We start from the raw sequence: 15,169 nt of genomic DNA, 5'->3' as shown, positions 1-15,169 counted from the left end.
GCATGGAAACCCGGTGGTGTCTCAGGATCTGATAATATCGTTCTGTCTCAACAGATCTAATAATTGCTGTACCAAATTTGTTACTAATTGTTCACCATTGAGATGAATTTCTGCCGATTCAGGCGCTTCGTAAACAGAATCTATTCCCGTAAAGTTACGCAGTTCACCGGCACGCGCTTTCTTATATAAGCCTTTTGGATCGCGGGCTTCGCAAATCGCCAGCGGTGTATCGACAAACACTTCGATAAAGCGCCCTTCTCCTACGCGTTCACGAACCATCTGGCGTTCGGCGCGGTGTGGCGAGATAAATGCGGTCAGCACCACCAGTCCGGCTTCAACCATCAAATTCGCCACTTCACCGACGCGACGGATATTCTCTTTACGATCGGCATCGCTAAAACCGAGATCGCTGCATAATCCGTGGCGAACATTGTCGCCATCCAGCAGATACGTACTGACGCCGAGTTTATGTAACGCCTCCTCCAGCGCCCCGGCGACCGTTGATTTACCGGACCCGGAGAGGCCGGTAAACCACAGCACTACACCACGATGACCGTGGTGTAGCTCGCGTTGTTGCACAGTGACTGGATGGCTATGCCAGACGACGTTTTCGTCATGCAGCGCCATTATTTATCTCCCAGCAAATCGCGCGCGCCCCAGTGCGGAAAGTGGCGGCGAACCAGAGCATTCAATTCAAGTTCGAATACACTGAATTGAGATGGCGCAGCAGTTGCCTGGCTAACTGGCTCGTGCACCATACCGGCACCCACGGTCACATTGCTCAGGCGATCGATAAAAATCAGCCCACCGGTCACCGGATTTTGCTGATAACGATCTAACACCAGTGGCTCGTCAAAAGTGAGATCCACCAGGCCGATGCCGTTCAGCGGCAGGTTTTCAACCTCGCGTTGGGTAAGGTTATTAATATCAACCTGATAACGAATGCCATCAACACGAGCACGCGTCTTCTTACCGGCAATTTTGATGTCATAACTCTGGCCCGGGGAAAGCGGCTGTTCCGCCATCCATACCACATCCACCGACGCGCTCTGCACAGCCGGTAACGCTTCGTCTGCCGCCAGCAGCAGATCGCCACGGCTAATGTCGATTTCATCCGTCAGCACCAGGGTGATCGCTTCTCCGGCAAAGGCTTCTTCGCGATCGCCATCAAAGGTCACGATCCGCGCGACGTTTGATTCCACACCAGAGGGCAGCACTTTGACACGTTGCCCGACTTCCACGCGACCGGATGCCAGCGTTCCGGCGTAGCCACGAAAATCGAGATTCGGGCGATTAACGTACTGCACCGGGAAGCGCATTGGCTGGGCATCCACCACTCGCTGGATCTCCACGGTTTCCAGCACTTCGAGCAGTGTCGGACCGCTGTACCACGGCATACTTTCACTTTGCGAAGCCACGTTGTCGCCTTCCAGTGCAGAGAGCGGCACAAAGCGGATATCCAGATTACCCGGCAGCTGCCCGGCAAAAGTCAGATAATCTTCACGAATACGGGTGAACGTCTCTTCACTGTAATCCACCAGATCCATTTTGTTGATCGCCACGACCAGATGTTTGATCCCCAACAGTGTGGAGATAAAACTGTGACGACGGGTTTGATCGAGCACGCCTTTACGGGCGTCGATCAGTAAGATCGCCAGTTCGCATGTCGATGCGCCGGTCGCCATATTGCGGGTGTACTGCTCGTGCCCAGGTGTGTCGGCGATAATAAATTTACGCTTCTCGGTAGAGAAATAGCGGTAGGCCACATCAATAGTAATGCCCTGTTCACGCTCGGCTTGCAGACCATCCACCAGAAGCGCCAGATCCAGCTTTTCGCCCTGGGTGCCGTGACGCTTACTGTCGTTATGCAGCGATGAGAGCTGATCTTCGTAGATTTGGCGGGTATCGTGCAGCAGGCGACCAATCAGGGTACTTTTGCCGTCATCGACGCTACCACAGGTCAGAAAACGCAGCAGGCTTTTATGTTGTTGCGCAATCATCCAGGCTTCGACGCCGCCTTCATTGGCGATTTGTTGTGCAAGTGCGGTGTTCATCTTAAAAATACCCCTGACGTTTTTTCAGCTCCATAGACCCCGCCTGGTCGCGGTCAATCACGCGGCCCTGACGTTCACTGGTGGTGGAAACCAGCATCTCTTCGATGATCTCCGGCAGTGTTTGTGCATTTGACTCCACCGCACCGGTCAGCGGCCAGCAGCCCAGCGTACGGAAACGCACCATCCGTTTTTTAATCACTTCGCCCGGTTGCAGGTCGATACGGTTGTCATCAATCATCATCAACATACCGTCGCGTTCCAGAACCGGACGTTCCGCAGCGAGATACAGCGGCACAATGTCGATATTTTCCAGCCAGATGTATTGCCAGATATCCTGCTCGGTCCAGTTAGAGAGCGGGAAGACGCGGATGCTTTCGCCTTTGTTAATTTGCCCGTTGTAGTTGTGCCACAGCTCCGGGCGCTGATTTTTCGGATCCCAGCGATGGAAGCGGTCACGGAAAGAGTAGATTCGCTCTTTAGCGCGGGATTTCTCTTCGTCACGGCGCGCACCACCGAAGGCGGCATCAAAACCGTATTTGTTCAGCGCCTGTTTCAGGCCTTCAGTTTTCATAATATCGGTATGTTTCGCGCTGCCGTGTACGAATGGATTAATCCCCATCGCCACGCCTTCCGGGTTTTTATGCACCAGCAGCTCGCAGCCGTAGGCTTTCGCCGTACGATCGCGGAACTCATACATCTCGCGGAATTTCCAGCCGGTATCGACATGCAGCAACGGGAAAGGCAGCGTACCTGGATAAAACGCCTTGCGCGCCAGATGCAGCATGACGCTGGAATCTTTACCGATAGAGTAGAGCATCACCGGATTTGAGAATTCTGCAGCCACCTCGCGAATAATGTGGATGCTTTCCGCCTCCAGTTGCCGCAGGTGGGTAAGTCGTTTTTGATCCATAACCGTTCCTTTGCAATACCGCTATTTTCTTGCCATCAGATGTTTCGACTATAGGGAGCGTAAGAGAACGAATGAAATTACCAATTAGAATGAGTAGTTCCTTAACGGAATAACGATTTGGCAAAGCTAATATCAAAAAGTGCTTAAGGCACCGGATTTCGGGCGTTTAGGAAGATTTGAAATTGTTTTAGCGCAGCGGCAGTTTCATACTATGGCGGTAAAAAAATTTGCATGGTATTTAAGGACTCACTATGTTTTCCGCATTGCGCCACCGTACCGCTGCCCTGGCGCTCGGCGTATGCTTTATTCTCCCCGTACACGCCTCGTCACCTAAACCTGGCGATTTTGCTAATACCCAGGCACGACATATTGCTACTTTCTTTCCGGGACGCATGACCGGAACTCCTGCAGAAATGTTATCTGCCGATTATATTCGCCAACAGTTTCAGCAAATGGGTTATCGCAGTGATATTCGGACATTTAATAGTCGGTATATTTATACCGCCCGCGATAATCGCAAGAGCTGGCATAACGTGACGGGAAGTACGGTGATTGCCGCTCATGAAGGCAAAGCGCCGCAGCAGATCATCATTATGGCGCATCTGGATACTTACGCCCCGCTGAGCGATGCTGACGCCGATGCCAATCTCGGCGGGCTGACGTTACAAGGAATGGATGATAACGCCGCAGGTTTAGGTGTCATGCTGGAGCTGGCTGAACGCCTGAAAAATACGCCAACCGAATATGGCATTCGTTTTGTGGCAACCAGTGGTGAAGAAGAAGGGAAATTAGGCGCTGAGAATTTACTCAAGCGCATGAGTGATACCGAAAAGAAAAATACTTTATTGGTGATTAATCTCGATAATCTGATTGTTGGCGATAAGCTGTATTTCAACAGTGGCGTAAAAACACCTGAAGCAGTAAGGAAATTAACGCGCGACCGGGCGCTGGCAATTGCCCGCAGTCATGGAATTGCCGCCACCACAAATCCAGGTTTGAATAAAAACTATCCGAAAGGCACTGGGTGTTGTAATGACGCAGAAATATTCGACAAAGCGGGCATTGCTGTACTTTCGGTGGAAGCGACAAACTGGAATCTTGGGAATAAGGATGGTTATCAGCAACGCGCAAAAACAGCCGCATTCCCTGCAGGAAATAGCTGGCATGACGTAAGACTGGATAATCAACAGCATATTGATAAGGCACTTCCAGGAAGAATAGAACGTCGCTGCCGTGATGTTATGCGGATAATGCTACCGTTGGTGAAGGAGCTGGCGAAGGCATCTTAATGGGTTTGAAATGATTACTCCCTTGCCTGCAGGAAATCAATGCCACCAGAAACAGAGTATAAAAAAGGGGTGCAGGAGGCCAAACAATCACAATTCAGTACGCGGGGTTTTACCCCGCGTGGTGGCTACTTCTTCGATTCGTAAGCGAGAACTGCCTTAAACTCCATACCACGTTCTCTGATACTCAACTCACACAACGAGTCGCCTACCATCAACGTGAATCCCAGTACTGTACAACACAGTACGATGATTGCCACAAGGGCATATTTTGTCAGCATGTCTTGCCTCCCTGCAAAGAAGAGACTAACATCCGAATTGCTTAGGTTCGAACGCTGGCCTCAGGTTGATAGAAATATCGCCTGGGGCTTTTGTCCATCTGGAACCTCGCGAATGCTTAACGCCAGACAGCCTCAAGCACCCAACGCCATTCTATGCCTGTTGATTCTTCCTGCGGCGTTCACGTTTAAAATCAGGAATCCTGCTCGCAAAATAAAAACGCCCCCATCTTTTCAGACAGAGGCGTTTAATTTAAGCAGCAATATTTACCCTTCGTGTAATCCACATTCCCTTTTCAAGCCAAAGAAACGCGTTTCTTCTTCCGCCATGCCGGGTTCCCATTTACGGGTTGTATGGGTATCACCGACCGATAAATATCCTTCGTCCCATAATGGGTGATATTTCAGGCCATGTTTTTGCAGGTACTGATATATCGTTCGGTTATTCCAGTCGATAATCGGCAGCACTTTAAATACGCCACGCTGAATTGCCAGCACCGGTAAATTGGCGCGGCTGCCGGATTGTTCACGGCGCAGGCCAGCAAACCACGTTTGCGCGTTTAGTTCTTTCAGCGCCCGGTTCATCGGTTCGACTTTGTTGATGTCATTGTACTTTTCAATGCCTTCAACGCCCTGCTCCCATAGTTTTCCGTAACGTGCTTCCTGCCAGGCGGCGCTTTCGGTAGCGCGGTACACTTTCAGGTTGAGTTTGAGTTTGTCCGTTAACTCGTCAATAAAGCGGTAGGTTTCCGGGAACAAGTAACCCGTATCGGTGAGGATCACTGGAATATCCGGGCGAATCTGATTCACCAGATGCAGGCTCACCGCCGCCTGAATGCCAAAGCTGGAAGAAAGTACATATTCACCAGGCAGATTATCCAGCGCCCAGGCAACGCGGCCTTCAGCGTCCAGTTTTTCCAGTTCGGCGTTAGTTTCCGCCAGCGCCAGAATGCGATCTACCTTCGGCAGTTCGTTCAGGGCGTTTAGATCGAGTTTGGACATAGATTCCTCACTGTTTGCCTTGCCTGATGCGACGCTCACGCGTCTTATCAGGCCTACAAGACCGGGCTGATGGTTAATCCCACAAATCGCGCGCCGGATCGAGCACCGGGCGAATGATGCCCGCACGCACCGTAAAGTCGCCGAAGCCTTCACCCGCTTCGCGCTCTTTCGCCCAGCGCCCTATCAGTTCATCAAGCGACGCCAGGATTTCCGGTTCGGTGATGTTTTCTTTATACATCCGTGGGATACGTGTCCCAATGCGGTTGCCGCCAAGATGCAGGTTGTAGCGACCCGGCGCTTTACCCACCAGGCCCACTTCCGCCAGCATCGCGCGACCACAACCGTTCGGGCAGCCTGTTACACGCATCACGATATGCTCATCGCTGACACCATGTTTCGCCATTAAATTATCGATGTTGTCGATAAAAGACGGCAGGAAACGCTCGGCTTCGGCCATCGCCAGCGGGCAAGTCGGGAATGACACGCAGGCCATTGAGTTTTCACGCTGCGGCGTGACGGCATTCATTAACCCGCTTTCTTTGGCGATCTTCTCGATCTTCGCTTTCTCGCTTTCCGGCACGCCGGCGATGATCAGATTCTGGTTCGCCGTAATGCGGAAATCACCTTTGTGGATCTTCGCGATCTCCAGCAAGCCGGTTTTCAGCGGACGCCCCGGATAATCAAGGATGCGACCATTTTCGATAAACAGCGTCAGGTGCCAGTTATCATCAATGCCCTTAACCCAGCCAATACGATCGCCACGTCCGGTAAACTCATACGGGCGAATCGGCTCGAATTTGATCCCCGCGCGACGCTCCACTTCCGCTTTAAACGTCTCAACCCCTACGCGCTCCAGCGTGTATTTGGTTTTGGCATTTTTACGATCGGTTCGGTTACCCCAGTCACGCTGAGTTGTCACGACGGCTTCCGCCACCGCCAGCGTATGCTCCAGCGGCAGATAGCCAAACTCACTCGCCGTGCGGGCGTAGGTTTTCTTGTTGCCATGTTCGATGGAAAGCCCACCGCCCACCAGCAGGTTAAAGCCCACCAGCTTGCCGTTTTCGGCGATCGCCACGAAGTTCATGTCGTTGGCGTGCAGATCGATATCGTTCTGCGGCGGGATCACTACCGTGGTTTTGAACTTACGCGGCAGGTAGGTCTGACCAAGGATCGGCTCTTCATCAGTAGTGGCGACTTTTTCCTGATCGAGCCAGATCTCCGCATACGCGCGGGTACGAGGCAGCAGATGTTCAGAAATTTTCTTCGCCCATTCATAGGCTTCCGCGTGCAGCTGCGACTCGTAAGGGTTCGAGGTGCAGAGTACGTTACGGTTCATGTCGTTGGCGGTCGCCAGCGCATCAAGACCGACCGAGTGCAGCATCTGGTGCACCGGTTTGACGTTCTTTTTCAGAATGCCGTGGAACTGAAACGTCTGGCGGTTGGTCAGGCGAATGCTGCCATAGATGGTGTTTTCACCGGCAAATTTGTCTATCGCCTGCCACTGTTTGGTGGTGATCACGCCACCCGGCAGACGGCAGCGCAACAGCATCGCGTGGCGCGGCTCCAGCTTCTGTTCAGCACGTTCGGCGCGGATGTCGCGGTCATCCTGCTGATACATGCCGTGGAAGCGGATCAGCAGGAAGTTATCGCCCTTAAAGCCGCCGGTCAGGCCGTCGTTTAAATCTTCCGCAATGGTGCCGCGCAGGTAGTTGCTTTCAAGCTTCATGCGCTCGGCGTCTGTCAGTTTTCCTTCGACCACTAAAGGCCCTGGATGTTTTTCGCTCATTAGTAGACATCTCGCTGATAACGGCGCTCTACGCGCAGCTCACTTAAAAATTCATCCGCCGCTTCGGTGTCCATGCCACCAAATTCGGCAATCACTTCCAGAAGTGCCTGCTCAACGTCTTTCGCCATGCGATTAGCGTCGCCGCAGACATAAATGTGGGCACCGTCATTGATCCAGCGCCACAGCTCTGCGCCCTGTTCGCGCAGTTTGTCTTGTACGTAAATTTTTTCTTTTTGATCGCGCGACCAGGCAAGATCGATACGCGTCAGCACGCCCTCTTTGACGTAGCGCTGCCACTCCACCTGGTAGAGGAAATCTTCCGTAAAGTGCGGGTTGCCAAAGAACAACCAGTTTTTACCCGGCGCTTCGTCAGCGGCGCGCTGCTGCATAAAGGCGCGGAACGGCGCGATGCCGGTGCCTGGGCCAATCATAATCACCGGGGTTTCTGGGTTGGCTGGCAGGCGGAAGTTGTCGTTATGTTCGATAAATACGCGGACTTCGCCCTCTTCTTCCACGCGGTCCGCGAGGAAGCTGGAGGCACCACCGGCACGGGCGCGGCCTTCCACGTCGTAACGCACCACGCCAACGGTGACGTGTACTTCGTTCTCGACTTCCGCCTGCGAGGAGGCGATGGAATACAGGCGCGGGGTCAGCGGGCGCAGCAGATTAATCAGCGCTTCGGCATCCAGTTGCGCCGGAGAGAAACGCACCATGTCGACAATCGGCGTGGTCGCGGCGTAATGCTGTAACTTCGCTTTATCGCCCACCAGCGGCAGCAGCGTTTCGCTGCGGGTAAGCGTGGCATAGTTCTCAACAATGTTGGCGGTGTTGACGGTCAGTTCGAAGTGCCACTGTAGCGCTTCGTTCAGAGGCAACGTTTTGCCCTCGACGGTGACAGGTTCATCGCCTTTCAGCCACAGCAGTTCGACAAGTTCTTTCACCAGTGCCGGATCGTTCTGATACCAGACACCCAGCGCGTCACCCGGCTGGTAACGCAGGCCCGAGTCACCTAAGTCAATTTCGATATGGCGAACGTCTTTTTCAGAGTTACGCCCGGTAATTTTCTGGTTAACAGAGAGGCTCGCCACCAGCGGCGCGTCTTTGCTGTACGGGCTGGTGTGGATTTCATTTACCGCGCCAGTAGCGACGGATTGCGAAGGTGCCGCGACAGGCGCACGCGATTTAAGCGCATCAACCACGCGGGCGCGCCACTCGCTGGCAGCGGCCTGATATTCAACATCGGCATCGACACGGTCGAGCAGGCGTTCACCGCCCAGTTCCGCCAGCTTGCTGTCAAAATCTTTCCCGGACTGGCAGAAAAATTCATAAGAGCTATCGCCGAGGCTAAACACGGCAAATGCGGTGTTTTCCAGCTTCGGCGCTTTTTTGGAGAACAGGAACTTATGCAGCGCGACGGCTTCTTCCGGCGGTTCCCCTTCTCCTTGCGTTGACGTCACCACGATAAGCAGTTTTTCGCTGGCGATTTGTTTGAATTTATAGTCGCCCGCGTTCACCAGCTTAACGTTCAGTTTTGCTGCCAATAAATCATCGCGTAATGCTTCAGCAACCCGGCGCGCATTGCCGGTTTGCGAGGCGGAGATAATAGTTATACCCGGCATTTCTGCGGCGGGCGCTGGCGTCGCTGCAAGCGCAGCAGGCTGCTGGTTGAGCACGCCCCAGAAATAGCCAGAAACCCAGGCAAGCTGGGTGGGAGTTAAATCGGTCGTGGCCGCCTGAAGGCGTGCCAGTTGCTCCGGGTTCAACGGAAGCAACGCGGAAGGTGGGGCCTGTGTCGTCATGCGTCGTTATGTTCCAGTAAGCAAAGCTGTTTCTGCGCCCTGTCAGCGCCCATAAAACAGAAGAGAAGGTAAGGTTAACGGGGCGAACGGTGTGGATTAAAGACGGGATAGCGATAACTAATAACCAAATCGACTAACCTGTTTTAGCAATAGTCTTTAACAACAAAACAGATTAACCAACCCAATGAAAAATAAATGAATATTTCCCATCATCAAGATAAATCAGCGATTTTGCGCAACAAAGTCGTTTTAGATAATGCGAAAAAACAGGCTTTCCGGTACTCTACGGCGGTTTTATCGTCCTGTAGAGAAATTATGATGTCCACCACGTTATTTAAAGATTTCACCTTCGAAGCCGCTCACCGCTTACCACACGTCCCGGAAGGACATAAATGTGGTCGCCTGCACGGGCATTCCTTTATGGTGCGACTGGAAATTACCGGGGAAGTCGATCCGCATACGGGCTGGATTATCGATTTCGCTGAACTGAAAGCGGCGTTTAAGCCAACTTATGAGCGCCTCGATCACCATTATCTCAATGATATTCCAGGTCTGGAAAACCCAACCAGCGAAGTTTTAGCAAAATGGATTTGGGATCAGGTTAAACCCGTTGTGCCGCTGTTAAGTGCGGTGATGGTAAAAGAAACCTGCACCGCAGGTTGTATCTATCGCGGCGAATGATAAGAGTGTGTCGGCGGTCAATTTCCCTTAAGTAACGCTATGTTAGGGTGTTGTGTTCTGGATATCTGGGGCATGACATGGAAGACGACTGCGACATTATTATTATTGGTGCCGGTATTGCAGGCACCGCTTGCGCGTTACGCTGCGCGCGAGCGGGTTTATCCGTTTTGTTACTGGAACGCGCTGAAATCCCCGGCAGTAAAAACCTTTCCGGCGGGCGTTTATATACCCAGGCGCTCGCGGAACTCCTCCCACAATTTCATCTGACCGCGCCTCTTGAACGACGCATCACTCACGAAAGCCTTTCCCTGTTAACGCCGGATGGCGCAACGACGTTTTCCAGCTTACAGCCCGGCGGTGAATCCTGGAGTGTATTACGTGCACGGTTCGATCCGTGGCTGGTTGCCGAAGCCGAAAAAGAAGGTGTCGAATGCATCCCCGGTGCGACGGTGGATGCGCTGTATGAAGAAAACGGCAGGGTGTGTGGTGTCATTTGTGGTGACGATATTCTCCGCGCCCGTTATGTGGTGCTGGCAGAAGGTGCCAACAGCGTCCTGGCTGAGCGTCACGGGTTAGTGACTCGTCCTGCTGGCGAAGCGATGGCGTTGGGGATCAAAGAAGTGCTGTCGCTGGAAACATCCGCTATTGAAGAACGTTTTCATCTGGAGAATAACGAAGGCGCAGCGTTGCTGTTCAGCGGCGGGATCTGTGATGACTTACCCGGCGGCGCATTTCTTTATACTAATCAACAAACGCTCTCGTTAGGGATTGTTTGCCCGCTCTCTTCCCTTACGCAAAGTCGTGTTCCGGCAAGCGAGCTGCTGGCTCGCTTTAAAACGCATCCGGCAGTGCGCCCGCTTATCAAAAACACAGAATCACTGGAGTATGGTGCGCATCTGGTGCCAGAAGGTGGCTTGCACAGTATGCCGGTGCAATACGCCGGTAACGGCTGGCTGCTGCTGGGCGATGCGTTGCGCAGTTGCGTCAATACCGGAATTTCCGTGCGCGGCATGGATATGGCGCTAACTGGCGCGCAGGCGGCGGCACAAACGCTGATAAGCGCCTGCCAGCACCGCGAGCCGCAAAATCTGTTTGCGCTTTATCATCACAACGTAGAGCGCAGCCTGCTATGGGATGTTCTACAACGTTATCAGCATGTTCCGGCGCTTTTGCAACGCCCTGGCTGGTATCGGGCGTGGCCTGCGTTAATGCAGGATATTTCCCGCGATTTATGGGATCAGGGTGATAAACCTGTTCCACCGCTGCGCCAGTTATTCTGGCGTCATTTACGTCGTCACGGCCTGTGGCATCTGGCGGGCGATGTTATCAGGAGTCTGCGATGTCTGTAGCCCGTAATCTCTGGCGCGTTGCCGATGCGCCGCACATTGTTCCGGCTGACTCCGTTGAGCGCCAGACGGTACAACGGTTGATTAACGCTTGTCCGGCTGGTCTTTTTTCGCTCACACCGGAAGGTGACTTACGCGTTGATTATCGCGGCTGCCTGGAGTGTGGCACCTGCCGTTTGCTGTGCGACGAATCAACACTACAACAGTGGCGCTATCCGCCTTCCGGATTCGGCATCACCTACCGTTTTGGATAAATAATAAGGATAATTTATGCCCCTCTTACACCTGCTCCGCCAGAATCCGGTGATTGCTGCCGTTAAAGATAATGCCAGCCTGCAACTGGCAATCGACTCTGAATGCCAGTTTATTTCCGTGTTGTACGGCAATATCTGCACCATCAGTCATATCGTCAAAAAGATTAAAAGTGCCGGGAAATATGCATTTATTCATGTCGATTTGCTGGAAGGCGCATCGAACAAAGAAGTGGTGATTCAGTTTCTGAAACTGGTGACCGAGGCGGACGGCATTATCAGCACGAAAGCATCGATGCTGAAAGCAGCAAGAGCGGAAGGTTTTTTCTGTATTCATCGCCTGTTTATTGTTGATTCGATTTCGTTTCACAACATTGATAAGCAAGTTGCGCAATCGAATCCGGATTGTATTGAGATCCTGCCTGGCTGTATGCCCAAAGTGCTGGGCTGGGTGACGGAGAAAATCCGCCAACCGCTGATTGCTGGCGGGCTGGTGTGCGATGAAGAAGATGCGCGTAATGCGATTAACGCAGGTGTCGTGGCGCTTTCCACCACGAATACCGGGGTCTGGACATTAGCGAAAAAATTGCTTTGACGGGATATTCGTAACGAATTGAATTTGTGTGATTTGTAGGCTGCACGCCACATCCGACATTCAGCGCCTGATGCGACGCTTGACGCGTCTTATCAGGCTTACAAGTCCCCAGGCCAGAACCGTAGGCAGGATCATCCGGCAACACGTTATTGGCAATCTGCGTGAATGTTTGTCACCAGTGCCTCCAGCACCGCTTTCCAGTCATCAACCACGCCAACATCTGCCTGTAAAAATATCGCTGCGCTGGCGTCATGATTAATCGCCACCACAAACTTGCTATTGCATACGCCTGCCATTAACGCTGCTGCGCCAGAAGCGCCAACAACAATACACACCTCAGGTGCCAGCAGATGTCCGGAAATACCAATCACTTTTTCGGCATCAACGCCACCGTTCATTACTCGCGCCCGACTGTAGCCCACTTCGGCTCCCAGCTTTTCTGCCAGCATAGCGATTTCCTGGTTATCTGCCTCTCCGCCCTGCCCCACCACCAGCACCCGTCTGGCCTCAGCTAATGGGTCACGGGTAACATTTTTCAGATCCTCTGTGCTAACCAGCCAGTCGGGAAGCGCGCCGGGGACAATGTTCAGTTGCTGCATACCAGAGGGCAATGTGGCGTTTTTCACTGCTCCCGCCTGGCGGGCAAGGGAAAGGCATAGCGGGCGTTTTTCTGTTTGCAGCGTCGCCGTTAGCGCATTTCCCCAGTGGGATTTGCGTACGTTTACGGTTGGAATATCTAATGAAGTCACCTGGCAGATGCTTGCACCATGTAAACGCCAGGCCAGCCGTGTCGACAGTTCATCACCAAACGTTCCCGGCGGAAAGAGAACAACGTCCGCTGGCGTTCGCTGCCACTGTTCCACCAACGCATCCAGCACCTGTTCCGCCACTACGGGCTGAGGTTCAATCTGCCAGTGCGCCAGGGTACAACCGCTGAAATCCTGTGCCGCCAGCCAGCTCGCTATTGCGGCATTCTCCTGATTTATTGTCACAATGGCGATATTCATGGCTGCATCCTTTGGCGTAAATAGTCCTGCCATAGCTTTTGCGCTTTTTCTGCTACCGTTTGCCCATCAATCAGCGTCGCTCCGCGTCGTTGCTCTGCTCTTGCCAGTTGCAGACACTGCATCGCTGGCAATTCGACAGCAACAGTTTTACGGATAATTTCTGCTTTCCCCGCAGCCATTCGCTGGCGCATTCCCGGTACTGGCAAGGCCACTTCACCACACTGGCGCACGGCAATCACCGCAGGCAAGCGAACCCGGTAACAGCGCAGCCCATGTTCAGTACGCTGTTCAAGGGTGATAAACGGCGCGTCGAGAGTAAAACGCTCCACCTGGGTGAAGCAGGGCCAGCCCAGCATTTCCGCCAGCAAAAATGGCGTTTGCCCATTCTGCCCTTCGCTGCTTTGGCAGCCGGTAATTATCAGATCCAGCGGATTCTGACGCTGCCATTCGGCAATATGGCGAGCGACAAATTCCGGCGCAAAGCGCAGATCTGCCACCGTCTCCAGCAATACAGCGTCCTCAAACCCAAGAGCCATGAGATAGCGCAGCCAGTGCAACGCCCGTTCATCCCCCATGCTCAACGCGGTTAAAGACATCGGCGTACCGTTTTTTCTCTGCGCCAACAGCAGCGCGGCGGCAGCCTGTTCATCAGCACCGAGTAAACTTCGCAGTAGCGAAACATCTGGTCCAATATTACCCTGAGCCGCCGCCTGCCACTCTTTTTCCGCCAGCATTCCGGCATCCGGTTCGGCTTTAAACGCTAACAGAATGTTCATTCGCACCTCCTACATTTCCCGCCGCCACCAGCGGGAGAGCTTTGGTTTCTGGCGCCCATAACCAGGTCACAACAAAACCAACCAACAACACTGCCGCCAGAAGCAATAAAGTGACCGGCATCCCCCACTGCGCCAGAATCCACGGCAGCAGACCAGTGCTTACCGCCGCGCCGAGCCGACTCATGGCGGTGGCAAAACCGACGCCCAGCGAGCGAATGTCAGTAGGAAAACTTTCCGCAGGCAAAATGCCCACCAGATTACTGACTGCCGAAATGGTGGTGCTGAAGAGAACAAAAAGCAGCAGCGTTAATGAACTGCCGGAAGGCAAACAGGCCATCACTACCAGCGTTGCCGCCAGCAGCAAAAAACTTCCCAGCAAAAACTTGCGATGTGCCAGCAGGTGCGTCAGAACTAATCCCAGCAGCGCGCCAACAATTAACAACGCATTAAGCATCAGGCTGGCAGTCAGCGCATCTTCCAGTCCAATAGTCTGGGCGATAGTTGGCAGCCAGGTATAAATCACAAACCATGGGATTACGAGGCAGACAAAGAAGACGCTGTTAAACGCTGTGCGCCGCCAGTAGCGCGAAGAGAACAAGGTTTTGATGTGTTTATGGGTCGCCGTTGCCACTTCATCGCCCAGTAAAACATGGGGACCAAAGTAGCGATGCACGATAGCGTGAGCTTCAGCAAAACGCCCCTGGCGCAGTAGCCAGCGTGGCGATTCCGGCGTGCCCCAACGTAGCAGCGTAATCAGCAAGGCTGGTAACGCTGCTGATGCCAGCAGCCAGCGCCAGGCCTCCGGGCTTTCGGTAATAAAGTGATGTCCGGCAATACTTGCCAGCACATAGCCTACGGTCCACACCACACTGAATGCGCCCAGCAAAATACCGCGATGGCGGCGCGGGGAAAATTCAGCCAGCAAGGTGTGACCGACTGAGTAATCGCCTCCCAGACCAATGCCGATCAAAATGCGCAATCCAATAAGATGCTCTGGCGTGGTGGCAAAAAATTGCAAGAACGAAGCGAGCGTAATCAGCATAAAACTGAAGGTGAAGATTTTTTGCCGCCCGATATGGTCGGAGATCCACCCCAAAACCAGGCTGCCAAGAAACAAACCAAGTAACGCCGAGCCGCCGATCATTCCCGCCATAAACGGCGTCAGTTGCATGGCGGGCGTAAGCTGAATAATGGCGTAACCAATGACGCCGAGAACATAACCGTCGGTCAGGTGTGCACCGAAAGTGAGCGCAGCAATTCGACAGTGAAAACGGTTAAGCGGTAAATCATCCATTCGCACCGGTGAAGTGTTCATCTTTACCCCTTCATTGTCCGGTAATAAGAACGGCTTCTCGCCTGAGAAGCCGAAAAGGCAACGCACCGTCATCGCGGAACGCT

General features: G+C 53.2%; 15 protein-coding genes. 5 read left to right on the top strand and 10 right to left on the bottom strand.

Features of this window, described 5'->3' with window-relative positions; genetic code table 11:
- Nucleotides 1-21: 21 nt before the first annotated feature.
- Genes cysC through cysD form a run of 3 tightly spaced genes read right to left on the bottom strand, consistent with a single transcriptional unit; the run spans nucleotide 22 to nucleotide 2,964 of the window.
- Nucleotides 22-627, bottom strand: coding sequence for an adenylyl-sulfate kinase (gene cysC / locus ACJHYW_RS12390; protein WP_001173673.1), 606 nt, complete (start codon nucleotides 625-627; stop codon nucleotides 22-24).
- Nucleotides 627-2,054 carry a sulfate adenylyltransferase subunit CysN gene (gene cysN / locus ACJHYW_RS12385; protein WP_001090363.1) on the bottom strand — a complete coding sequence of 476 codons (1,428 nt, stop codon included), beginning with the start codon at nucleotides 2,052-2,054 and terminating at the stop codon, nucleotides 627-629. Before cysN ends, cysC begins: the two co-directional genes overlap by 1 nt.
- A gap of 1 nt (nucleotide 2,055) precedes the next feature.
- Nucleotides 2,056-2,964 carry a sulfate adenylyltransferase subunit CysD gene (gene cysD, locus ACJHYW_RS12380; RefSeq protein ID WP_000372392.1) on the bottom strand — a complete coding sequence of 303 codons (909 nt, stop codon included), beginning with the start codon at nucleotides 2,962-2,964 and terminating at the stop codon, nucleotides 2,056-2,058.
- Nucleotides 2,965-3,215: 251 nt separating this feature from the next.
- Here cysD and iap point away from each other — a divergent pair, with 251 nt between their 5' ends.
- Nucleotides 3,216-4,253 carry an alkaline phosphatase isozyme conversion aminopeptidase gene (gene iap, locus ACJHYW_RS12375; RefSeq protein ID WP_000490426.1) on the top strand — a complete coding sequence of 346 codons (1,038 nt, stop codon included), beginning with the start codon at nucleotides 3,216-3,218 and terminating at the stop codon, nucleotides 4,251-4,253.
- 125 nt (nucleotides 4,254-4,378) lie between these two features.
- Here iap and ACJHYW_RS12370 read toward each other — a convergent pair whose 3' ends face one another.
- The 4 genes from ACJHYW_RS12370 to cysJ form a co-directional block, all read right to left on the bottom strand.
- Entirely contained in the window at nucleotides 4,379-4,531 is a 153-nt protein-coding gene (locus ACJHYW_RS12370; protein WP_000956458.1) for a Hok/Gef family protein, read from the bottom strand.
- Between the two features lie 264 nt (nucleotides 4,532-4,795).
- A complete protein-coding gene (cysH, locus tag ACJHYW_RS12365; protein WP_000039852.1) occupies nucleotides 4,796-5,530 on the bottom strand; it encodes a phosphoadenosine phosphosulfate reductase in 735 nt (244 codons plus the stop codon).
- 73 nt (nucleotides 5,531-5,603) lie between these two features.
- Nucleotides 5,604-7,316: an assimilatory sulfite reductase (NADPH) hemoprotein subunit gene (gene cysI, locus ACJHYW_RS12360; protein ID WP_001290706.1), complete on the bottom strand. Its 1,713-nt coding sequence runs from the start codon at nucleotides 7,314-7,316 to the stop codon at nucleotides 5,604-5,606.
- Nucleotides 7,316-9,115, bottom strand: a complete 1,800-nt coding sequence (gene cysJ, locus ACJHYW_RS12355) for an NADPH-dependent assimilatory sulfite reductase flavoprotein subunit (protein WP_000211339.1) — start codon at nucleotides 9,113-9,115, stop codon at nucleotides 7,316-7,318. The genes cysI and cysJ overlap by 1 nt, the downstream gene beginning before the upstream one ends.
- A gap of 318 nt (nucleotides 9,116-9,433) precedes the next feature.
- Between cysJ and queD the strand changes: the two genes are divergently transcribed.
- From queD to ACJHYW_RS12335, 4 genes are all read left to right on the top strand, one after another.
- Nucleotides 9,434-9,796, top strand: a complete 363-nt coding sequence (gene queD, locus ACJHYW_RS12350; protein ID WP_000108294.1) for a 6-carboxytetrahydropterin synthase QueD — start codon at nucleotides 9,434-9,436, stop codon at nucleotides 9,794-9,796.
- A gap of 77 nt (nucleotides 9,797-9,873) precedes the next feature.
- Nucleotides 9,874-11,145 (top strand): FAD-dependent oxidoreductase, encoded by a 1,272-nt coding sequence (locus tag ACJHYW_RS12345; protein WP_001361312.1) that lies wholly within the window; start codon nucleotides 9,874-9,876, stop codon nucleotides 11,143-11,145.
- Complete coding sequence (locus ACJHYW_RS12340; protein ID WP_000109536.1) at nucleotides 11,136-11,396, top strand: ferredoxin family protein; 261 nt, start codon at nucleotides 11,136-11,138, stop codon at nucleotides 11,394-11,396. The genes ACJHYW_RS12345 and ACJHYW_RS12340 overlap by 10 nt, the downstream gene beginning before the upstream one ends.
- Before the next feature lie 16 nt (nucleotides 11,397-11,412).
- Entirely contained in the window at nucleotides 11,413-11,988 is a 576-nt protein-coding gene (locus ACJHYW_RS12335) for a glycerol-3-phosphate responsive antiterminator (RefSeq protein ID WP_001130256.1), read from the top strand.
- A gap of 146 nt (nucleotides 11,989-12,134) precedes the next feature.
- Here ACJHYW_RS12335 and ACJHYW_RS12330 read toward each other — a convergent pair whose 3' ends face one another.
- Genes ACJHYW_RS12330 through ACJHYW_RS12320 form a run of 3 tightly spaced genes read right to left on the bottom strand, consistent with a single transcriptional unit; the run spans nucleotide 12,135 to nucleotide 15,158 of the window.
- Entirely contained in the window at nucleotides 12,135-12,995 is an 861-nt protein-coding gene (locus ACJHYW_RS12330) for an electron transfer flavoprotein subunit alpha/FixB family protein (protein ID WP_001361313.1), read from the bottom strand.
- The gene (locus ACJHYW_RS12325) at nucleotides 12,992-13,771 is read right to left on the bottom strand and encodes an electron transfer flavoprotein subunit beta/FixA family protein (RefSeq protein WP_001361314.1); all 780 of its coding nucleotides are present in this window, start codon (nucleotides 13,769-13,771) and stop codon (nucleotides 12,992-12,994) included. The genes ACJHYW_RS12330 and ACJHYW_RS12325 overlap by 4 nt, the downstream gene beginning before the upstream one ends.
- A complete protein-coding gene (locus tag ACJHYW_RS12320; protein WP_000218268.1) occupies nucleotides 13,749-15,158 on the bottom strand; it encodes an MFS transporter in 1,410 nt (469 codons plus the stop codon). Before ACJHYW_RS12320 ends, ACJHYW_RS12325 begins: the two co-directional genes overlap by 23 nt.
- Nucleotides 15,159-15,169 lie beyond the last annotated feature (11 nt).

It is taken from the genome of Escherichia sp. WS3063, assembly GCF_046486595.1.
GTDB classification, from domain to species: domain Bacteria; phylum Pseudomonadota; class Gammaproteobacteria; order Enterobacterales; family Enterobacteriaceae; genus Escherichia; species Escherichia coli.
Note: the sequence above shows the minus strand (reverse complement) of the source record. Positions and strands in the feature narration are given on the sequence as shown.